General features: G+C 67.6%; 16 protein-coding genes and 1 pseudogene. 9 read left to right on the top strand and 8 right to left on the bottom strand.

The genetic code is table 11. The features are described from left to right. From Q0C41_RS20835 to Q0C41_RS20820, 4 genes and pseudogenes are all read right to left on the bottom strand, one after another. A pseudogene (locus Q0C41_RS20835) lies at window positions 1-395 on the bottom strand (hypothetical protein); the annotation flags it as partial. Then, entirely contained in the window at window positions 395-838 is a 444-nt protein-coding gene (locus Q0C41_RS20830) for a c-type cytochrome (RefSeq protein WP_291987044.1), read from the bottom strand. The pseudogene Q0C41_RS20835 and the gene Q0C41_RS20830, both read right to left, overlap by 1 nt. 455 nt (window positions 839-1,293) lie before the next feature. Further along, entirely contained in the window at window positions 1,294-1,569 is a 276-nt protein-coding gene (locus Q0C41_RS20825) for a type II toxin-antitoxin system RelE/ParE family toxin (RefSeq protein WP_291987043.1), read from the bottom strand. After that, window positions 1,569-1,808 (bottom strand): hypothetical protein, encoded by a 240-nt coding sequence (locus Q0C41_RS20820; RefSeq protein ID WP_291987041.1) that lies wholly within the window; start codon window positions 1,806-1,808, stop codon window positions 1,569-1,571. The genes Q0C41_RS20825 and Q0C41_RS20820 overlap by 1 nt, the downstream gene beginning before the upstream one ends. Before the next feature lie 271 nt (window positions 1,809-2,079). Between Q0C41_RS20820 and Q0C41_RS20815 the strand changes: the two genes are divergently transcribed. The 3 genes from Q0C41_RS20815 to Q0C41_RS20805 all read left to right on the top strand — a co-directional run bounded on the left by Q0C41_RS20815 (window position 2,080) and on the right by Q0C41_RS20805 (window position 3,749). Beyond that, the gene (locus tag Q0C41_RS20815) at window positions 2,080-2,748 is read left to right on the top strand and encodes a hypothetical protein (RefSeq protein WP_291987039.1); all 669 of its coding nucleotides are present in this window, start codon (window positions 2,080-2,082) and stop codon (window positions 2,746-2,748) included. 345 nt (window positions 2,749-3,093) lie between these two features. After that, entirely contained in the window at window positions 3,094-3,327 is a 234-nt protein-coding gene (locus Q0C41_RS20810; RefSeq protein ID WP_291987037.1) for a hypothetical protein, read from the top strand. Further along, the gene (locus tag Q0C41_RS20805) at window positions 3,324-3,749 is read left to right on the top strand and encodes a putative toxin-antitoxin system toxin component, PIN family (protein ID WP_291987035.1); all 426 of its coding nucleotides are present in this window, start codon (window positions 3,324-3,326) and stop codon (window positions 3,747-3,749) included. Before Q0C41_RS20810 ends, Q0C41_RS20805 begins: the two co-directional genes overlap by 4 nt. Window positions 3,750-3,834: 85 nt before the next feature. On the opposite strand, the gene Q0C41_RS20800 is transcribed toward Q0C41_RS20805, so the two are convergent. Continuing rightward, window positions 3,835-6,261 (bottom strand): ABC transporter permease, encoded by a 2,427-nt coding sequence (locus tag Q0C41_RS20800; RefSeq protein WP_291987033.1) that lies wholly within the window; start codon window positions 6,259-6,261, stop codon window positions 3,835-3,837. Window positions 6,262-6,415: 154 nt separating this feature from the next. Here Q0C41_RS20800 and Q0C41_RS20795 point away from each other — a divergent pair, with 154 nt between their 5' ends. After that, entirely contained in the window at window positions 6,416-8,848 is a 2,433-nt protein-coding gene (locus tag Q0C41_RS20795) for an ABC transporter permease (RefSeq protein ID WP_291987031.1), read from the top strand. A 750-nt stretch (window positions 8,849-9,598) separates the two neighbouring features. Here the strand turns inward: Q0C41_RS20795 and Q0C41_RS20790 are convergent. From Q0C41_RS20790 to Q0C41_RS20780, 3 genes are read right to left on the bottom strand one after another with little or no spacing between them, the layout of a single operon-like run. Continuing rightward, the gene (locus Q0C41_RS20790; RefSeq protein WP_291987029.1) at window positions 9,599-11,755 is read right to left on the bottom strand and encodes a DUF5916 domain-containing protein; all 2,157 of its coding nucleotides are present in this window, start codon (window positions 11,753-11,755) and stop codon (window positions 9,599-9,601) included. Next, window positions 11,752-12,207 carry a hypothetical protein gene (locus Q0C41_RS20785; protein WP_291987027.1) on the bottom strand — a complete coding sequence of 152 codons (456 nt, stop codon included), beginning with the start codon at window positions 12,205-12,207 and terminating at the stop codon, window positions 11,752-11,754. The genes Q0C41_RS20790 and Q0C41_RS20785 overlap by 4 nt, the downstream gene beginning before the upstream one ends. Then, complete coding sequence (locus tag Q0C41_RS20780; RefSeq protein ID WP_291987025.1) at window positions 12,204-13,118, bottom strand: DUF1259 domain-containing protein; 915 nt, start codon at window positions 13,116-13,118, stop codon at window positions 12,204-12,206. The genes Q0C41_RS20785 and Q0C41_RS20780 overlap by 4 nt, the downstream gene beginning before the upstream one ends. A 116-nt stretch (window positions 13,119-13,234) precedes the next feature. On the opposite strand from Q0C41_RS20780, the gene Q0C41_RS20775 reads away from it, so the two are divergent. The 5 genes from Q0C41_RS20775 to Q0C41_RS20755 all read left to right on the top strand — a co-directional run. Continuing rightward, entirely contained in the window at window positions 13,235-14,224 is a 990-nt protein-coding gene (locus Q0C41_RS20775) for a chromate resistance protein ChrB domain-containing protein (RefSeq protein ID WP_291987022.1), read from the top strand. A gap of 56 nt (window positions 14,225-14,280) precedes the next feature. Further along, the gene (locus Q0C41_RS20770; RefSeq protein WP_291987020.1) at window positions 14,281-15,705 is read left to right on the top strand and encodes a TolC family protein; all 1,425 of its coding nucleotides are present in this window, start codon (window positions 14,281-14,283) and stop codon (window positions 15,703-15,705) included. Between the two features lie 3 nt (window positions 15,706-15,708). Then, entirely contained in the window at window positions 15,709-18,864 is a 3,156-nt protein-coding gene (locus Q0C41_RS20765) for an efflux RND transporter permease subunit (protein ID WP_291987018.1), read from the top strand. Further along, on the top strand, window positions 18,861-20,045 hold the full coding sequence (locus Q0C41_RS20760) for an efflux RND transporter periplasmic adaptor subunit (protein ID WP_291987016.1): 1,185 nt from the start codon (window positions 18,861-18,863) through the stop codon (window positions 20,043-20,045). Before Q0C41_RS20765 ends, Q0C41_RS20760 begins: the two co-directional genes overlap by 4 nt. 40 nt (window positions 20,046-20,085) lie before the next feature. Continuing rightward, on the top strand, window positions 20,086-20,409 hold a 324-nt coding region (locus Q0C41_RS20755; RefSeq protein ID WP_291987014.1), incomplete at its 3' end, for a class I SAM-dependent methyltransferase.

The raw sequence follows: 20,409 nt of genomic DNA, 5'->3' as shown, positions 1-20,409 counted from the left end.
GCCAGTTCGTCCGCGATGCGCGAGTAGACCTCGCGCCAGGCGGGCGTCTGATCGGCCATGAGCAGCAGCCCGTAGGCGGAGAACGACAGGTCGAACCGCCCATAGCTCAGGACGACCGGTGATGTGTACCGATCCCACCACGGATGCGGAATGCCGGCGGAGCTCCAGTCGTCGCGTGTCGTCGCCTTCTCCCAGAGGAAACGCAGCCAGCCGGCGCCACGCGGCGTCAGCCCCGGCAACCGCGACACGTTGCGCAGCGACAGCGGTGCGGCCTCGGCCACCGTTTGCGGCGCGGTTCCTTGCGCGGCGGCAGCTCCTCCGAGGGATACGGCCCCGGCTGTGGTGGCGACCGAGCGCACGAACCCGCGGCGTGAGAGCGTCGTCTGGTCAGCCATTAGTCGCTCCCGTTCCCCCTGTGTGCTTCCGCCATGTCGCGGCCAGCGCCACGAGGGGTTCGCAGCACCTTCAGATATTCGACGAGCGCCCACACCTGCTGTTTGTCCAGCTTGCCCTCGAAAGCCGGCATGTCTTCCTTGGGGCCTTTGCCGTACGACACGCGCCCCTTCCAGATTTTGTGGAAGAGCACACCCTCGGTGTTCAGCTCGATGCGCAGATCGTCGGTGAGGTCGGCCGCGTAGGACGACTCGCCGCCGCCCTTGCCATCGGGTCCATGGCAGCGCGCACAGTTGGCGGCGAAGAGCTCTTTGCCTCGGGCGATCGTTGCGGGTGTGGCCGTGAGCGGGCTCTTTTCGCTCGCGCCCCCCGGGGGCACCCACCAGCCGGGGTACTGGGCCCCGGCAGCGACAAGTGCGGCGCAAAGCAGGATCAGCACTTTCATATGGCGACCGTGGGCGAGTAACGAGCGATCCGCATAACTGCGGCCCCCCGTAGAGACAGGCGCTGGCTCATCGACATGGCTCGGCCGCGAATCCTACTCCAGAAGCGCTCGGGTCTGCTCAGGCCGTGAGTCGGCTAGCGAGGCAGGGCGTCCGGCCCTCGGCCACATGGCCGCCGTCCGTTCGGTGTGGCAGCCGAGGGGCGCGCGCAGCCGAATCAGACCGACGCAAGGTTCAGCGCCCGGCCGACGTTCTTATCAGTAAGCGGCAGGAGCCGTCACGCCGGAGGTGTGATTGGCGGAGAGGGTGGGATTCGAACTCTGCCAGCTCCTTTAGATTCTGTAACTTACAGAAACTACGTTGCCGTGGTTGCCGTGAATGCCGACGATGCCGTGGCGCCTTGCACCTGATTGCACCACGGAGTGACGGCGCTCAAATGGCGCCAAGCGGAACATTCTCATGGCCATCGTTGCGCACCGTGCAGAATGCGGACGACGTGCACCACATCGTCGCGCACCGTGTAGACCACAATCCATGGCAACGGCGCCAGCACTAGTTCGCGCGTGCCCGCCTTCTTCCCAGATCGCCCGCGATGTGGGAACGACAACAACGTCTCAGGCGCGTCGTAGATCGACCTCACTAGGCGGGGCGCGCGATCTGGCGCATGGGCGAAGAGGTAGTCAACAATACGCTCTAGGTCGGTTGCCGCCGCCTCCGTCCAGCGCAGGTGCATCAGCGTCTGGCGTCGTGCTCGGCCAGCTTCTTCGCCAGCCGCTCACCCACTGCGTCGTGGGTCAGCGTCTGGCCGGCATCGACCTGGGCCAGGCCGGTCTCGACCTCGCGAAGGAACCAGTCGTCGAAGTCCACGGCGCGCTCGAGCGCCTCGCGGGCGAGCGCCTCGACCGTCACGCCTCGGCGGCTCGCCGCTGCGGCGAGCTTGCCCTCGAGTTCAAGCGGAAGGTGCAGTTCCATGGTGTCAGTGTACTGACCCGGCTGGCGCCGTCAACCGCATCCCCGCTGCTCCCAGGGGTACGCTGGCCACGCTGGCGTCACTGTGAAGACTTGGCACGAATCCCGCACACCTACTCATCACTGGGACGTCGGCTCGCCCGGACTGGGACGCAGGGCCCCAGGCATGCGCGGGACGAACGCGTTCGTCGCGACTCGCCACACACTCCCCGCGTCCCTACCAGCTGTGAGCCGGTTTCGTGGCGGGTTGCGCATTACGCGGTGGAGCACCGCCATGATTGTCAGCCGCCCCGCCGTCGCCGTCATCGCCATGTTGCTGTCGCCTGCGTCCGTAGCAGCGCAATCGCTACCCACCAGTGCGGAGCGGGCCTCAGCGGCGCCGCGGCGATTCGAAGTCGGCGCCATCGGCGGCGTTGCCTGCACGGGTAGCGAAGGCAGCGTATGTGGTGGCAATAGCGGCCTGCCCACGGTCGGCGGATACGGCTCGCTTTGGATCACGCCACGCCTAGAGTTGCAGGCGCGCGTGACACGATTCGAGCGCCCCGGATACGCGAGCACCTACCTCGTCATTCGATCTGACCCGCACCAGACGGTGACGGTCCATACCACCGACCGGTCACGAGAGATCGCCGCCGGTCACCTTCTGTATCACTTTGGCAGCGGGCCGCTTCGTTGGCACACCGGCGTCGGCTACGGTGCCAGGCGCGACCGCCTCCGCCGGACGTGCACGACCGACGCCTGTATCCAGCTGCCGGCCAACCAGCGGGGTGGAGGCGCACTCGGTCCGGTGTCGCTGTTAGAACCAAACGCGTCACTGACCTTCGGCGTGCACGGTCGCATCCGGTCTCGCTGGGTGGCTCGTGGCGCAGTGACGCTGCACAACTTCGCCGCGGAGTCACTGTCGTCGATCGAAACGACGGTCGCACTCGGTGTGCGCTTCTGAAGACGCGCTGCTGCACGTGCCGGTGATTCACGCCATCGCCGTCGCCGTGGTCTCGCAATGCCGACGCCTCGGCACGGGGAATGAGCGTACAACACCTGGTGCAATGTCGATCCATGACCGGCCTCCAGATGCAGCGCGCCCGGGCCGCCCGGCAATGGACGCAGCCGTACATGCCGCGGCCGCAATCACCAACCTTTGGGTGCTCTCCAAGCACCACCCGACGCGGGTCGCCAACGGCGAAATGCGCGAGGAAAGTGCGCCTGGACCCGAGTGTCGTCCCCAACGTGACCAGTGTGGACTCCGGAGCGTCGCTGGTGCAGACTGACATGAGGGAAGGAGGCGGCCGTGCCCCAGATCGACAAAAGCGAGTTGCAAGTCCTGGACACGTTGGATCGTCTGTCGCCCGCGGGCCGGCGGGAGGCGGTGCGCCGGCTCGTTGCCGGGGCGTCGACACTCGATCGGCTTACGGACGCCCTTCAGCCCCGCCTCGCCGAAATCGCGCGGCAGCGTGGCCTCAACTGGAGCGGCTTGTCCGACGAAGAACGCGAGCGCTTGGTCGATGACCTCCTCCACGCATGACGGCCGCGGTGCCCAGGGTCGTCTTCGACACCAACATCTTCGTGTCGGGGCACTTCTGGAAGGGCCCGCCGTATCGTTGCCTCCTGGCTGCCGAGGCCCGGCTCGCCAGCTTGGTGGTGTCTGAGCCAATCCTCACGGAGCTCCGCGAAACGCTCATCGCCAAGTTCGGCATTCCCGTGGGGGATGTTGCCGCGATTGTGGACCTGCTCGACACGTACGCCGAACGGGTGCCTGTCGTAGGTCAATCCGGATGGGTCCGTCAGGATCCGGACGATGACAAGTTCATCGACGCTGCCCTGTCCGGTGGAGCGACGATCATCGTCTCCGGCGATAGGCACCTCCTCGCTCTCGGCTCCATCGAGGCGATTGAGATTCTCACAGCGAGACAATTCCTGGACCGCCTGGCGACCCAAGACTCTTGAGTCGTCGCGATCTCGCTATCGCGGAGCTGGGATACCCACGGCGGTCCGCTGTTGTCGCCTGCTTCGCCTGATCGCGCCTAGCCACCTATTCGGCGCGTAGCACAGCGTTCGGGTCTACTCGACTCGCGCGCTCTGCCGGGCCGTAACTCGCCACGCTCGAGACCAGCAGGAGTGCGACTGCGGAGATTCCGAGCGCCACGCTGTCAGTCGGCTCTACGCCAAACAGCCACGCTCGCAGAGCCGGCACAGACACATAGGCAAGGCCGACGCCAGACAAGGCGCCGCCAACGGCGATCACTGCAGTGTCCCGCCACACCAACAGGCGAAGATTCCACGGCGTGGCGCCGAGGGCGGCGCGCACGGCCAGTTCTCGCCGCCGAGTCTCGGCTCGCCGGGTGAGCACGCCAAACAGGCCGAGCGCGGCTGTCGTGAGGGCGACGGCGCTCATCGCCAGCGCGAGCCACATCAGCGCCTCGTCGCGGCGCCACGAGGCGGACACCTGACTGTCCAGGGAACGGAGGGCGACGTCCTCGACGCCATGAACGGTGACGGCGCGGCGCACTTGCTCCTGCGTCAACACGACTCCGGGCAGACCACGCACCATGACGGTGAAAATTCCGTCCGGGTTGGGCTCCTGCAACAGCGGCACATACAGTGTCTCCGGACGGGACTCCGTGACCGAGAGGTAAGCCGCGTCACGCACCACGCCGACAATCTCCAGAGGCACGCGCGTGTTGGTCGCCATGGCGATACGCGTCGTCGTCTGCCCGAGCGCCGACGCGTCGCCAAAGAGTCGGCGAGCGAGGCTCTCGTTGACGATGGCAACGCGCGGCGCTCCAAGATCGTCGTTCGGGCGGAAGTCCCGTCCGACCTGGAACCGCGTGCTGACGGCCTCGAAGTAGCCTGGAGTGACACGGTTCAGGTAGACCGGATGGGCCTCGCTCGGCCCCTCCGCCAGCGTCACGAGCGCGTTGCCAGCCAGTGGGCTGACCGTGACACCGCCCGCCGCGGTTACGTTCGGCGCGGCCAGCAGGGCCGCACGCACGCGCTCGTATGCAGTGGCTCGATCGCGCGCCACCACGGCACGTGACCCGAACGCAAGGTCCGCAATCCAGACGCCCGCAGAGTTGAACCCGGGGTCCGCGCCGCGGACGTTCACGAAGGAGCGCACGAGGAGTGCCGTCCCGGACACGAGCACGACACTGATCGCCAGCTGCGCCGCGGCCAGCGCGGTGGATGTCCGGCGGGCGCCTCGTCCCGATGCCATGTCGGGCCGCACGAGGGACCTCGCGCTGATGCGTGCGGCCGCCAGCGCCGGCCATAGACCCGTCACGAGCGCGACCATCAGCACGGCGAGTGCGCCGCCACCAAACACTCGCCAGTCGGGCCGAGGGTCGAGTGCCAGCTCGCCGGCCGTAGACGAAAGAGACGCCACCAGGAGCTCTGTGCAGCCCGCGGCGACGGCCGCGCCAGCTCCCGCACTCGCAACGGCGAGGAGAAGTGCTTCGAGGAACGGCACGCGCGCCAGGCGCATCGGGCTCGCGCCAAGCGCCCGGCGGACCGCCAGCTCACGAGAGCGTCTCCAGTGCTGAGCGGCCAAGGCGTTGGCGACATTGACGCAGGCGATCACGAGCACGAATGCCGATCCAGCAAGGAGCAGCACAAGCGTCGAGGCTTGCTCCGAGTGACTCGTCGGCACTCCGGTCGAGGCCGGAATGGCGGTCAAGGGTTGGGCAAGGAAGACGCCTTGGCTCTCGGGACGCCACGTTGTGGGCATGGCGACGCGTCGCAACTCCGGCTGGAGTACGCGCAAGCGCTCGCTGAGTGCAGCGAGGGCCTGGCCGGGCGGACGCCGGCCGAGTACGCTCACCGTCCACAGGCCGCCGGGTCGCAACCCCATCAGGCTCCAGACGTGGACCAGCGGTACGACCACATCGAAACGTCGGCCGACGTGCGTGCCCCGGAATGAGGGCGGGGCGACGCCGATGATCGTCACGGGTGCGCCCTGCACGTGCACGGTGGCGCCAAGGACGCTCGCGGCACGCCCGAAGCGGTCTCGCCACATCGCGTATCCAAGGACGCCCACCATCGGCGCACCTGGCTGAACGTCTGATGGCTGGAAGGTGCGTCCGATGATCGGCTGCACACGGAGTAGGTCGAAGAGTTCGCCGCTCGCGAAGAGCACTTCGGCGGGCGCCGTCACGGTCCCCACTCGGACGCGGTAGCGTCCCGCGGTTGCGGCCACGAGCGGCCCGAGTGCGGAGTCCGCTCGCAGCGGGTCGAACACGCTTGACGGGAGCTGCGAGGCGTTCGCGGTCCCAAGGACAATCTGGTACAGCTCGTCAGCCCGCTCGACCTCGAGCGGCTTGAAGGCCAGTGCGTTCAGGGCGCTGAACAGCGTCGTGGTCGCTCCAATGGCGATGGCCACGGAGACGGTCGTGGCTGCCGTGGCGACGCCCGAGAGGCGCACGTTGCGCAGGGCGGCGCGAGCGTCGTCGATGAGGGCGCGCATAGGAGATTGAAGCATACGGCGACTGCGATCGCCACGGCGGCGTTCGTCACGTGACCGCAGGCACAAGCGAAGACATCGAGCTGATCAAGAGGGTGACTCGACGCGACCCGCCGCCGCGGCGCCTCATCCCGAAATGGTGTAGAACTTGGCCATCATGGACGCCATTGCCTGGGACATCAGATACGCGCTTCGCCATGTGAGACGAGCACCCGCGTTCGCCGCCGCGGTCGCCGTGACATTGGGTCTCGGCATCGGCGCCAACACCGCCATTCTGTCCATGCTGAGTGCGCTGCTGTGGCAGCGCCTGCCGATTCCGAACCCCGACGGGCTCATCGCCATCACGAGTCAGGATGCCAGAGGCCGGGATCGATACATCCCCTTTCCGGCGGTTCCGGAGGTCACGCGCCTCGGCATGTTCGATGGTGTGTGCGGCTACAATGGCGGCGCCGTGGTCACCCTCGATGTCGACGGTGTGCCCAGTCAGGCTGTCGTGGGGTTCGTGAGTGGTCAATGCTTTGAGGTGTTCGGCGTGTTGCCGAGCCTCGGCAGGCCGCTGACGGACAACGACGCGCCACTCGTCACTCCGGGCAACCGGGTGGTAGTCATCAGCGACCGATACTGGCGGAAAGCGTTCCACGGTGAGGTGTCGGCTGTCGGCAGGATCGTGGCGGCTGATGGCGTGGAGGCCGAGGTGGTGGGCGTACTACCGCCCGGCTTCGCTGGGCTTCATGTCGATGCTGGGATCGACGTCTTCGCTCCTCCCGACACGCTGATTCCCGCTCGCGCAGATCGGCGGCCCGTGGCGAACCAGTTGCTTGTGCGGGCACGAGCGCCGGTGACCATCGCGGAAATCCAAGCGGAGATGACAACACGATGGCCCTCGCTCCTGACGGCGTCGGTGCCACCGTCGTCCGATCCGCAAGAAGGCGCCGACCTCTGGGGTGACCGCTTACACGTCGCCCCCATCGCCACCGGTATTTCGTCGTACCGGCTCAACTACGTCCCGGCCCTAAGGATGAGTGTTGGACTCACGGGGACGCTGCTACTGCTCGCGTGCATCAACCTTGGCGGCCTGATGCTCACGCGCCTGTCGGCCCGACGCAGCGAGGTCGCGGTGAGACTTGCGCTCGGGGGGAGCCGACGCCGCGTGGTGCGACAACTGCTCATCGAAGGCGCGATTCTGTCGTCGATCGGGGCGTTGCTGGCGATCCCCGTGTCGCTGGTGCTGACGTCTGCCCTCACGTCTTTTCTGCCGATCGGGGCCGCCGCAACGACCGTGTCGTTCGCTCCGACGCCGTCCATGCTCGTTGGTACCATGCCCATCGGTACGATCGTGGGGATGGCCATCGCTGCTTTGCCGGCGTGGCTATCGACGCGGGGTCGCGAGTCAATGCAGCTTGGCTCTACGCGCACCGTGGCGCGGGCGGCCGGCGGGCTTGCACGAGTCATGCTGGTCGTGCAGATCGGCCTGTCCGTGTCAGTGGTCGTAGGCGCGGTTCTCCTGCTCCGCTCCTTGTACGGCCTCCAGCATGTCGACCTCGGCGTGCGAACTGACGGGCTGCTCGACGTCAAGCTCATGACGATCCCGAATGGCGCCAAGGGCCCGGACCCGACCTACTTCCCACGACTCATCGAGCGCCTGGCGTCGGAACCAGGCGTGCGATCGGTCGGGGTGTCGCAGGTGTTCCCGAGATTGGTGCTGGCACCGGCCGCAACGGTGGCGTTCGTGGGCGACGCTCCCGGAGACGTGCGGGCATTGTCCGACACGGCCTCGCCGGAGTTCTTCGACGTCGTCGGCATCCCGCTACTCAGGGGACGTCTCCTGTCGTGGCAAGACACACCGGAAACACGACGGGTGGCCGTTGTCAGCGAGAGCCTCGCGAAAGCGTTGAGGCCTGACGGCGACGTGGTCGACCGTCGGGTCAACTTCGGGACGTTCCGGGATTCGCAAGACGTGGTCATCGTCGGCATCGTTGGCGACGCCTCGGCGGGCAACCCGCGCTTGCCGAGGGTGCCGATGATGTACCTGCCGCCCCTGCAGCGTCCGTTCTCATCGCCGAACGTGATTGTGGCCGCGGCCGGGGACAGCGGCCCTGTGAGCGCGAGCGTTCGGCGTGTTCTGACAGAAGAGAATCGACACTTCGCACTTGAGATCGTGCCCGTGGCCGAGGTGTTTCGCCGTGCGCCAGCAGGCGAACGCATGAGTGCGACGCTCGCCGCTGCCGCGGGGGGATTTGCGCTGCTGCTGGCCGTGATTGGCATTCATGCGACGCTGGCCTACTCGGTGTCTCAACGAAGGCGCGAGATTGGCGTGCGGTTGGCGATCGGCGCTGACCCACGCCAAGTGGCCGCCAGCGTACGTTGGGACGGCTTCAGGATCGCGGCCGCCGGAGTGGCGGTCGGCCTTCCACTTGCGTGGGCCGGTACGCGCCTCCTGCGGGCCACCTTGTTTGGGGTGTCTCCGACGGACCCCGTCACGTTCCTGGCCGTGGCGTTTTCGTTCGGGGTGCTCGGTGCTCTGGGTGCCGTCGTTCCCTCGTGGCGCGCCGCCGCGGTTGACCCCGGCACGGCGCTGAAGGCCGACTGACCTGTCGCTCGCGAAGAACCCGGGAGCGAGAGTGCCCACCCAACCCCTGGCGCGTCGGTGCTCGTCAGCGAGGCGACTGGCCCGCACGCGCCCTGAGGCATGAACACGCCGTCGGCTGAGATCGCATAGGCGGTGTCAACTCTTGGGCAGACGCCATGGGTTGAGCCTCGTGGGTCACCAGAGGCGTGTTGGGTGCATTGATACACCCACGTGCCCATCGTCAGAACCCTCTCGATAGAAACACGCCTGTTTTCGATGGTCGCGCCGGCAAAACTCTGGCGAAGATAGGATTGGTTGCACCAGCCAGCCGTCTAGAACCCGCTACGCCACGCTAAGTTGTTGATTCTAAAGGATCGTGATATGGCGGAGAGGGTGGGATTCGAACTCTGCCAGCTCCTTTAGAATCTGCAAGTTACAGAAACCACGTTGCCGTAGGTGCCATGAATGCCGTCGATGCCGTCCGGCATTGCCCGCCATTGCCCGGTGGGGACCGCGCCGCCGCGTAGCGCGTGGGCACGTGACGCGCGAGTGACCGTGCAAGACTCCATGACCAGATGAACGCAGGATTCGCGCCGCAGCTTACGGCCCGGGGCGCGCGCGCCGCACCCACGCGCCCCCCGACTACTTCACGCGTTAAATCGGGAACGGCTGCGGCGCCAGGAAGGCGCGCGTGGCCATCAACTCGAACCCGACCCGACGCAGTTCCTTATGTGCTGATCCGGCGTGAAGCGTACTCAGCCAACCTGCGCGCTATCGCCGCCACGCGTACTGGACCTTCATCACGAGTTGATTCGAGTCGAGCTGCCAGCGCTCGGCGATCGACCGGACGTTGTGGTTGTAGACCACGAACAGGTCCGCTTCGGGCCGGAACGTCCAGCGCAGACGGGTGTTCACACCGACGGAATCCGTGATCGTGTCGTACTGGACGTAGCTGGCGACCGACAGATCGGGCGAGACGTTCAGCCTGATGCGGTTGCCGACCAGTGTCTGGTCGAAGTCTCCAGACGGGAGCCGGCCCATGTTCCGCTCACCGGTGAACTCGATGGTGAGGAGCGCCATGGGGTTCCAGGCACCCGTCCAGATGACCTGATCGATTGTGCCGTCGTAGAACCCACCGAACCACCAGGTAACCTGGGTGTAGAGGCGCCGCTTCTGGGCCGTACCCACCTCAAGGCGGTACTGCCTCCAATGGTAGCGGCCAGGTGCGATGACTACGCCGTCCGACACCCCGAACGGGACCACCAGACGCTCGCCCACCGGGTTGACGTTGACCTCGAAGCGGTCGCCGCTGCGGAAGCGCCAGTTGATGGGCGCGAAGAAGACGCGGTAGCTCTCCCACCGCCCCGTCAGGTCAGTGGCCACGAACGGACGAAACTCGTGCACCAACTGCTGGAAGGGGCCGCGGGCGATGCGGGTGCGATTGTCGATGCCGAGATTGAACAACTGCACGGCGGGGCGCGGCACGAACCCCAGCGCCGGGGCGAAGTCACGCCCGATGCGCTTGTAGTTCAGGGCGATGTCCCACTTGTCGTTGGGATAGTCCACCTTGACGCCGTAGGCAGAGGCATCGTCGCCCGCATGCCGATCGGTCGCCAGCCCCCACACCCCGACCAGAAAGTTCTTGTCACCACGGAGGCGCGACGTCGCGTAGGTGAAGTCCCCACCCATGAGCCAGCGCCCGGAGCCGCCGAGCGGGTCGCCCACCGTGGCCATCGCTCCAACCCACGACTCCCGCCACAGATTCTGCTTCACGCGGGCCACGGCCATCATCGACTCGTCGTCGACCACACCGGCGCGGTCGTTGGTGCCCACGACGAGGCCGCCCACGTTGGTGTTCCCCACCCGTCCGTTGAGCTTCCCTCCGGCCACAATGGGCACTTCGGTGCCGGCGACCAGACCGATGCGACGGCTGAAATACGGCAACACATCCTGGTCGAGGCCCAGGCCGAACGCAAAGATGTCGTCGCCTTCCAGAAAGAAGGTGCGCTTCTCCGGGAAGAACACGGGAAACCGTGTCAGGTTCGTGCGCCGCGTGTCGACCTCGGTTTCGGCGAAGTCGGTGTTCACCGTGGCCGAGGCCAGCAGATTGGCGCCGAGCCGTTTGGTGACATCGAGACTGCCACGGAACTCGGCGTCGACATCCGACGTTGGCGACGGCACACCGGCACCAGCCCGAGCGGCTGGTCTGACGCTGAGGCCCTGGCCGAGGTCGATGGCCGGAAGGTTCGTGAGCAGCCCGGCACGGCTCGTCTGCGTGACTTGGTATTGGCGCCCCGCCGATGCCCAGCGGTCGGTCTCGAGCAGGCCCTGAATCCGCCGTTGCACGTTGAAGTGCCAGGTGTCGAGACCTGGCTTGAAGCTCAGGGTCAGGAACGGAATCCACACCTCCGCGCTCCAGCCGCCGTCACGCCGAATCGCTACCGCATCCCAGATGCCGTCCCACTCGGCGTTGTCGTTCTCGCCGCCGGGATTCACGATGCCGTCGTAGCGCGCGCCGCTGGGATTAACCGCAAAGACGTAGCCGGAGCGGCCGTCCATGAAGGGGCCGAGCACGAGCCGCACGTGATCTTCCTGCGCCAGCCCCGCATCGCGCCGCACGTTGAAGCTGACGATGCCCACGCCTGGGGGCTGCGCGCAGTCGATGCCGATGATGAGTGCCTTCGGTCCCGCCAGCACCCGCACGATCGTGCGCGACGACGCCGGCGCGCCCTCCCGTGGGTCGGCCTGGGTGAAGTCTTCGATGACGCCGGACGACGCCCAGTCGGCCTCGTCCAGGCGGCCGTCGATGGCGTGCGCGGCGCCGATCGTACCGGCGCGGAGCTGCGGCGCTGCGGCAGGCTGCGCGACAGCCATCAGCGCCTGAGAGAGCACCGCGATCGCGAGCGAACCGACCGTGCTGGTCTTCACCGCAACGTGTCGAGCACGGCCCGCACGTGACGCACGATGGCATCACGCATGGGGCCATAGCCCTGATCGTCGGGCACGTCGTCCCACGAACTGGACTTGCCAGACGCTTGGGCACTCTTCGGCAGGGTGCAGCCAATCGCGAAGATGTGCGTGGCCTGCGCGACGTCCGAGTCTACGACCGCCGTCGGGCGACCATCAGGGATGGCGAGTCCATCGGCCTTGAGGCCCGCCACGGCACTCACCGACAGGGTATCCTGCGGTGCCACGCCGCGAAACGTCGCGCGCGCCTTCAGCCCGCGTTCGGCCGCCAGCTTGTTGAAGTAAGCAGTGGCGACGAGGCTTTTTGCGGCGCCATGCTCGCAGACGAAGACGACCTGTGGCCCGCTGGCCGCGGGGCCTGGCTGGATCGCCGTCGCGACCGTGATCAGCGCCGCCAGAATCGCGGTATTCATTTCTGCCCCTGGCGCCCGGGCCCGAGCTGATCGATCGCGGCCTTGACCCCCGCGGCGAGCGTACTCGCAGACCCGGTTCCCCAGTAGTGCAGGAAGAAGATGGTGGGCTGGGTATCGGTCATGTGGTGATGGATTGCGACCACGTCCAACCCATGCTGCCGGAGCGCCTTCAGCACCGGGGTGACTTCGGCCGCGAGCATGGCCACGTCGCCGGCCACGGCAGCCTTCGCGTCGGTGCCGACGAACGCGGCCCAGGTGTTCAGGCCCATTCGCGCGTTGATGACGGCCCCCATCTCGCGCACGTTGAGGTCGTCACGGCCAATTGTGATCTTGTAGACGGCGCCGGTCTGTTCTCCCTGCGTGCCGATTGCCTTCGCGAGCGCCGCCGTATCGAGTCCGGAGGCGGCTGGCGCGCTGCCGCCGTTTGCCGCGGCGGCGGCCGGCTGGGGGGCCGCCCCGATCAGTGCGATGGCTGGCTTGAGCTTCTGGGCCAAGGCGTCAGCGGTGCCCATGCCATGCACGTGCATGTAGAAAACGCGCGGCTCTTCCCAGAAGAAGTGATTGTGCAAAGCCGTGACGTCGAGGCCTTCCTTCAACAGGGCCGACATGACCGGGTTGACCTCGTCCTGGGTGAGCACAAGGTCACCCATCAGCACCTCGTGGCCGCCGTCGCCCTTGGTCATCGAGACCCACCCGCCGAAGCCGAAGGGAGTCGGCGTGTCGACACCCGCCACCTTAACCTTCAGATCATTGCGCGGGATGTTCACCTTCAGCACGTTGGCTTTGTAGTCGCCCTGCTTGCCAAGCGTCGCCAGCACCTTCTGGTACTCGGCCGGCATGTCCTGCGCGGTCGATGCGCTAGCCCACGCCAGCGCCACGACGACCGCGAGCGCAATCTTCGTTCTGCTCATGACGAGCCTCCAAATGGTCTCAAGGTATTGCATGACTGATTAACACATGTTACACATGATCTGTGCAAGCTGTTCATTCCGGGGCGACCGAGCCGCTGCCCGTGGCTCATCGCTGGGTGCTGCTGGCCTTGCAACTGCCGGCCAACCCGTCCAATGCCCGAGTCAAGGTCTGGCGGCGTCTTCAGCAACTCGGAGCCGTGCCGGTGAAGAACGCCGTCTATGTGCTGCCGAGCTCGTCCCAAGCCGTCGAGGACTTCACATGGCTCGGCCGGGAAGTTGATGGACTCGGGGGCCAGGCGACCGTCTTCCAGGCGGACGCCGTCGACACCACGAGCGACGCCGACATCGTCGAGCTGTTCCGCCGCACTCGAGCCCTGGCCTACAAACAACTGCTCGTCGACGTGCGCTCCGCCGCGGCCCCGAAACGTGGAGTGAAGGCGCGCCCCGACGCCAAGATTGTCCGGCAACTGCGGGAGCGGTTCGAGCACCTGTGCACCATCGACTTCTTTGCCGCGCCCGGGCGCGACGAGCTGGAGACGCTGCTCTCGAAGATGGAACGTGACGCCCGGCCGGTCGTCCCGCCTGGCGACATCCGCTCGCCGCTGGCGCTGCTGCACGCCAAAGACTTCGCCGGCCGCCGGTGGGTGACCAGACCGCGCCCCGGCGTCGACCGATTTGCGTCCGCCTGGTTGATTCGCCGCTTCATCGACGCGCAGGCCACGTTCGCCTTCGCTGCCAGGCCATCAGCCAACGACGAGGCCATCCCGTTCGACATGTACGGCGCGGGATTCGGTCATGAAGGCGACCGCTGCACCTTCGAGGTCCTAGCGTTGCGTTTTGGCATCCGCGACGGAGCCGTCCAGCGCCTCGCCGAGATCGTTCATGACCTCGACGTGAAGGACGAACGCTATCGGCCGGTGCACGCCCCAACCATCGGCCTGATCGTCGAGGGCCTGCGGGCCGCGGTCGACGACGATCACGAGCTGCTGCGGCAGGGCATCGCACTGTTCGAAGCTGTGTACCTAGCTCTGGGTGAGGGCCACCGCCAGACGCGCGAGACCGCCGCGACAAGACCCGAGCCCCGTTTCGCGAAGCGCCGCCAATGACCTTAATGATCGCGAGCTTGGCTATGGCTGCCGAGGCAAGACTGCGGTGGACCACGATGACCCGACTGTTGCTCTTCCTCACCCTTGCCGGGCTTGGTGCCGTTCCGCCACCGGCCACCGCGCAAACGTCAGCCGCAGGCGCCGCCTCCACGCAGACATTCACGCTGCAGGACGCGCTGCAATACGCGGCTGACCACTACCCGTCAGTCAAGGCGGCCATCGAAGAGGTCAACGCATCCTCCGCTGGCGTGAATGTCGCCAAGGCGGCGACGCTGCCGCGCCTCGACGGTGTGTGGCAGACCAATCGCGCGACCGTGAACAACGTCACGGGACTGCTCCTGCCACAATCGGTCGTGCCGGGCATCTCCGGCCCGCCGCTGCTCGACGCGTCCTCGCGGAGCGCGTGGGGTACGGCCGCGGGGGCCTTGTTCTCCTGGGAGCCGTTCGACCTCGGGCTCCGGGCCGCAGAAGTACGGAGCGCGGAGGCGGCACTCACGCGCGCGCGGGCCAGTGAAGGCCTGACGCGGCTCGAGGTCGAGACCGCGGTGGCGAGTGCGTTTCTGGCGGTGGTGCAGGCCGAGCAGGCAGTCACCGCCACGCAGGCCGACGTCGACCGGCGGACGCTGCTGGCGCGCGCGGCGCAGACCCTGGCCGACAATCAGCTCCGACCGGGAGCGGAGGCGTCTCGAGCCGACGCAGAGCTTGCGGCGGCCCGCACGCGCAGCATTCTGGCCCGTCAGGATCTCGTGCTGGCCCAGGCGTCATTGGCGCGATTCCTTGGCGTGGCAGATGGTCTGGCCGGCGTGAACGCCGCACCGCTGCTCGCGTCGGTGGCGCCTGCCACTCCCCCTACCCCCGCCGCAGCCACCTCGCATCCGTTGCTGCAGGTGCGCCAGGCCGCGGTGGAGATTGCCCGCGCGCAGGAAGACGTGCTGGCCGACACCAACCGGCCGCGACTCTTTGTGCAGTCGGCGCTCTTCGCGCGCGGCAGCGGCGCCGCGTTCAATGGCACGCTCGACGGCGGCGCCAGCGGCCTGTGGTTCGACCGCGCCAACTGGGCCGCCGGTTTCCAGGTCGTGTTCCCCAACCTGTTCGAGATCTCGAGTCTGCGGGCACGCCGTGCCGCCTCGGCGGCCACGATGCGCGCGGAAACGGCGCGCTACGACGAAGCGCAGTTGCTCGTCACGAGCCAACAGCGGGCAGCCACGGCCATCTCGGATGCCGCACGCGCCGTCGCCGCCAATACGCCGGTGCAGCTGGCCGCCGCGCGCCAGAGTGAAGCGCAGGCCAGCGCCCGCTATCAGGCGGGCCTCGCCAGCATCGTCGAGGTGGCCGATGCGCAAAGCCTGCTGGCGCAGGCGGAGTACCAGGATGCTGTCGCGCGCGTCGGCATCTGGCGAGCGCTGCTCGGCGAGGCCGTGGCCCGCGGTGACCTGGCCTCATTTCGAGCACTGGCATCGTCCGCCGGAGGAGTGCGTTAACCCATGTGGCTCATCAGAGCGGCGCTGCGGCGCCCCATCACGGTGCTCGTGGCCGTTGCGGCGGTTGCGCTGACCTCGGCGTTCGCCGTCAGCCGCATGCGGGCCGACATCTTTCCCGATCTGGACCTCCCCGTCATCTACGTGGCCCAGCCGTACGGCGGTATGAGCCCGGCGCAGATGGAAGGGTTCATCACCTACTACTACGAGTACCACTTCCTCTACATCAACGGCATCGAGAGCGTCGAGTCTAAGTCGATTCAGAACACCTCGCTGCTGAAGCTGACCTTCCACGCCGGCAGCGACATGGCCGAGGCGATGGCGCAGACCATCGGCTACGTCAACCGCGCGCGCGCGTTCATGCCGCCCGGCACCGTCGGCGCCTTCGTGATGCGTTTCGATGCCGGCACCGTGCCCGTCGGCTACCTGGTGTTCAAGAGCGACACGCGCAGCCTTGGCGAGATTCAGGATCTGGCGCTCAACCGCGTGCGGCCCCAGTTTGCGACGCTGCCCGGCCTCACCTCCCCGCCGCCGTTCGGCGGCAGCCAGCGCACCATCGTCATTCGCGTCGATCCGGACAAGCTGCGCGCGCATGGAATGTCGGCCAACGAGGTGATCGACGCGGTCACGACCGGGAACGTCATCATGCCGTCGGGCAGCGTGAACATCGGCGACGAAACGCGTATCTCGCCCATCAACTCAGTCGTGGGCTCGATCAACGAGCTGCTCGAGCTGCCGATCCGCACAGGGTCCGGCACACCCGTCTCCATCCGCGATATCGGCTCGGTCTCTGACAGCACGGACATCCCGACCGCCTACGCGCTCGTAGACGGCCGCCGCGCGGTCTACATTCCGGTCACCAAGCGGCCCGACGCGTCCACGCTGAGCGTCGTGCAGGAGGTGCGGAACAACCTGGCGCGATTCCAGGCCCTCGTGCCCGACGACATCGAGGTGTCGTACGAGCTGGATCAGTCCGGAAACGTCGCCGCGTCGCTGCGCTCGGTCGTAGTCGAGGCCGGCCTGGGTGCCCTGCTCACGGGGCTGATGGTGCTGCTGTTCCTGCGCGACTGGCGCAGTTCGGCCATCGTCGTCATCACGATTCCGTTCGCACTGCTTACCGCCGTGGTGGCGTTGTGGGGGGCTGGGCAGACCATCAATATCATGACGCTCGGCGGCCTCGCGCTTGCCGTCGGCATCCTGGTGGACGAAGCGACGGTCGCCATCGAGAACATCCACACCCATCTAGCCCGCGGCACACCGGTCGCCCGAGCCGTGCTCGACGCCAGTGGTGAAGTCGTCACGCCCCGGCTGCTCGCCATGCTGGCGGTGGTGGCGGTGTTCGTGCCGTCCTTCTTCATGACCGGCGTGTCGCGATCGCTCTTCGTGCCACTGTCGCTCGCGGTGGGCTGCGCGATGATCGCGTCGTTCCTGCTGTCCAGCTCGCTCGTGCCGGTGCTCGGGGTCTGGATGCTGGGCCGCAGCCATGCGCACCGCGCGGAGGACAGCACGGACTGGGTGGACCGGCTGCGCTCGCGTCTTGGCAGCCTGCTTGGTCGGCTCGCGCCGCTGCGCCTGGCCCTCGTGGCCGGTTATCTAGTCGCCGCGCTGGGTCTGGTGGCGCTGGTCGCGCCGATGCTGGGCCGCGAGATCTTCCCGCCCAGTGGGACGTCGCTCTTCCAGCTGCGATTTCGGGCGCCCGCGGGTACCAAGTTCGAAACCACGGAGCAGCTCGGGAGGGCCGTACTCGACGAGATTTCCGCGGCGGCAGGTCCGGGCAACATCGCCATCACGCTGGGCTACGTGGGTGTGCAGCCATCGTCGTATCCCATCAACACGATCTTCCTGTGGACCGGCGGCTCGCATGAAGGCGTGCTCCAGGTGTCGCTCCGGCCCGGGGCGGGCCTGCGGTTGGAGCCGTTCCAGGAATCGCTGCGCCAGCGCTTCCACGAGAAGTTCCCAACGGCGACGTTCTCGTTCGAGCCGGGGGATATCGTGAGCCGCATCATGAACTTCGGTGCGCAAACGCCCGTGGAGGTCGCGGTCATGGGCCCAGACTTCGCGGCCACCCGGGCCTTCGCCACTAAGGTGCGCGACGAACTGGCGAAGGTGCCGTCGCTGCGTGACCTGCAGTACGGCCAGGCGCTCGACTATCCGGCCATTCAGGTGAACGTGAACCGGCAGATGGCCGGCCAACTCGGCGTGACCGTTGAAGATGTGGGCCGATCGTACGCCGCCGCCACCTCGTCGAGCCGCTTCGTGGCCCCGAACTACTGGGCCGATCCGCGGACCGGCATCGCCTTCCAGGTGCAGGTGCAGGTGCCGCAGCCACGCATGCAGACCCTCGAGGACCTGCGCGTCGTGCCAGTCCGCGGCAGCGGCACCGCCACGCCGCTGCTCGGCGACCTCGCCCGCATCGACAACGCCACTATCGTCGGCGAATACGACCGGGTGAACGGTCAGCGCATGGTCACGCTTACGGCCAGCATCTCCGGCGAAGACGTGGGTCGCGTACGCACGCGGGTCCAGGACGCGATCGCCCGCGCCGGCACGCCGCCACGCGGCGCGACGGTGACCTTGCGCGGGCAGGTGGGCGCGATGGACGAGACCTTCCGCAACATCACGGCCGGCCTCGCGGTGGCGGTCGTCGTGATCTTCCTGCTGCTCGCCGCCAACTTCCAGTCGCTGCGGCTGGCGCTCGTGGTCGTCTCCACGGTGCCGGCCGTGCTTGCCGGTGTGGCCGTGGCGCTGCTGCTCACGGGCACGACGCTCAACGTCCAGTCGTTCATGGGCGCGATCATGGCCATCGGCGTGGCCGTGGCCAATGCCATCCTGCTCGTCACCTTCGCCGAGCAGGGCCGTGTGAGCGGCACCTCGGCGCTCGCGGCCGGCATCGAGGCCGCCCGGTCGCGCATGCGTCCGGTGCTGATGACGAGTGCCGCGATGATCGCCGGGATGGTGCCCATGGCCCTCGCCCTCGGCGAGGGATCCGAAGCGACCGCGCCGCTCGGCCGTGCCGTCATCGGGGGGCTCGCTTTCGCCACCCTGGCCACCCTGCTCGTGCTGCCCTCTGTCTACGCCCTGGCCCAGAGCCGGGCCACCACTGGCTCGGCCTCCCTCGATCCGGACGATCCGGGCAGCCCTCATCACAGGCTCCACGCATGATCATGCTGACGCACGTTGTCTCTCGCACATCCTTGATGGCTCGGCTACTCGGCGGGCTGTTGGTCCTAAGTGTCGCCGCGTGCTCGCGCCAGGAGGCGCCGGCGGCACAGGCGCCGGCCGCCGCCACCGGTCCTGTCACGATCGATATCGTCCGGGTCGTCGAGCAGCCGCTCGACGTCCAGCTCTCGCTGCCGGGCGAACTCGTCGCCTACGAGTCGGTCGCCGTCCATCCGCGCGTCTCGGGATTCGTGAAGGCCGTCGCGGTGGACCGCGGTTCCGTCGTGCGGCAGGGCGATCTGCTCGTCACGCTCGACGCGCCCGAGGTCGTGGCCCAGCGGGCCGAGGCCCAGTCGAAGCGGCAGGCAGCCGAAGCGCAGCTGGCAGCGGCGCGGGCCAGATCCGACTCCGACACGGCGACGTTCGACCGCCTGAAGGCGGCGTCGGCCACGCCAGGCGTGGTCGCAGGCAACGATGTCGCCATCGCCGGGAAGGCCGCAGACGCCAGCCAGAGTCAGGTCGTGGCCGCCGAGCAGCAGGTGGAGGCGGCCCGGCAGGCCGCGCTCGCCGTTCAGGAACTCGAGGGCTATTTGCGGGTCACCGCGCCGTTTGCGGGCGTGGTCACCGAGCGCAATGTGCATCCCGGCGCACTAGTGGGGCCCACCGGCGGCGACGCCGCACCGATGGTCCGCGTGGTTGACCAGCGCCGCCTGCGCCTGGTCGTCCCCGTGCCAGAGGCGTACACGGCGAGCCTCACGCGCGGCGCTTCGATGCCCTTCAAAGTCACCGCCTTCCCAGGCGCGACGTTCACCGGCACGGTGGCGCGGATCGCGCGTTCCGTCGATGTGACCACCCGCACGATGGCGGTCGAACTGGACGTGGACAACGCGGACGGCCGTCTGGCGCCGGGCACCTTTTGCCAGGTGCGCTGGCCGGTCCGCCGCTCTGCTCCATCGCTCTTTGTGCCTACCGCGAGCGTCGGCTCGACCACGGATCGCACGTTTGTCGTGCGCGTCCGCGGAGGCAAAGCCGAGTGGGTCGATGTGACGACAGGCTTGACCGCTGGCACCTTGATCGAGGTGTTCGGCGACCTCGCGGCCGGGGACGAGGTGGCTGGGCGGGGGACCGACGAACTCAGGCCCGGCACCGAGGTTCGGCCGCGCCAGAGCAAACCTGCCGCCTGAGGTGCATATGGATCGCCGGGCGCACTGGAACGCCGTGTACATGACCAAGGCTGACCGCGACGTCAGCTGGTTCGAGGGCCTACCCGCGCTGTCACTCGAATTGCTGGACGCGGCCGGCGTCACGCCCGAGTCGTGCGTCCTCGATGTCGGCGGCGGCGATTCACGCTTCGTGGATGTGCTGGCAGCGCGGGGACTCGACTGCCTGGCCGTCCTGGATGTGTCTGGGGCCGCCCTCGAACGTGCGCGCACGCGGCTGGGACAGCTCGCGCAGGTGCCGACATGGATCGAAGCCGACGTCACTGGCGACTGGACGTTGAAGCCGATGGACATCTGGCACGACCGCGCGGTGTTCCACTTCCTGACG

Source organism: Luteitalea sp., assembly GCF_022842525.1.
GTDB lineage: Bacteria > Acidobacteriota > Vicinamibacteria > Vicinamibacterales > Vicinamibacteraceae > Luteitalea.
The sequence above is the reverse complement of the archived record's forward strand: the minus strand, read 5'-3'. Positions and strand labels throughout refer to the sequence as shown.

Bases quoted from the DNA above. Each gene is read 5' to 3' on its own strand.
- Q0C41_RS20765 (WP_291987018.1), top strand. From the start codon at position 15,709: ATGTGGCTCATCAGAGCGGCGCTGCGGCGCCCCATCACGGTGCTCGTG.
- Q0C41_RS20760 (WP_291987016.1), top strand. From the start codon at position 18,861: ATGATCATGCTGACGCACGTTGTCTCTCGCACATCCTTGATGGCTCGG.
- Q0C41_RS20825 (WP_291987043.1), bottom strand. From the start codon at position 1,569: ATGCACCTGCGCTGGACGGAGGCGGCGGCAACCGACCTAGAGCGTATT.
- Q0C41_RS20795 (WP_291987031.1), top strand. From the start codon at position 6,416: ATGGACGCCATTGCCTGGGACATCAGATACGCGCTTCGCCATGTGAGA.
- Q0C41_RS20780 (WP_291987025.1), bottom strand. From the start codon at position 13,118: ATGAGCAGAACGAAGATTGCGCTCGCGGTCGTCGTGGCGCTGGCGTGG.
- Q0C41_RS20770 (WP_291987020.1), top strand. From the start codon at position 14,281: ATGACCCGACTGTTGCTCTTCCTCACCCTTGCCGGGCTTGGTGCCGTT.
- Q0C41_RS20805 (WP_291987035.1), top strand. From the start codon at position 3,324: ATGACGGCCGCGGTGCCCAGGGTCGTCTTCGACACCAACATCTTCGTG.
- Q0C41_RS20800 (WP_291987033.1), bottom strand. From the start codon at position 6,261: ATGCGCGCCCTCATCGACGACGCTCGCGCCGCCCTGCGCAACGTGCGC.
- Q0C41_RS20820 (WP_291987041.1), bottom strand. From the start codon at position 1,808: ATGGAACTGCACCTTCCGCTTGAACTCGAGGGCAAGCTCGCCGCAGCG.
- Q0C41_RS20815 (WP_291987039.1), top strand. From the start codon at position 2,080: ATGATTGTCAGCCGCCCCGCCGTCGCCGTCATCGCCATGTTGCTGTCG.
- Q0C41_RS20785 (WP_291987027.1), bottom strand. From the start codon at position 12,207: ATGAATACCGCGATTCTGGCGGCGCTGATCACGGTCGCGACGGCGATC.
- Q0C41_RS20830 (WP_291987044.1), bottom strand. From the start codon at position 838: ATGAAAGTGCTGATCCTGCTTTGCGCCGCACTTGTCGCTGCCGGGGCC.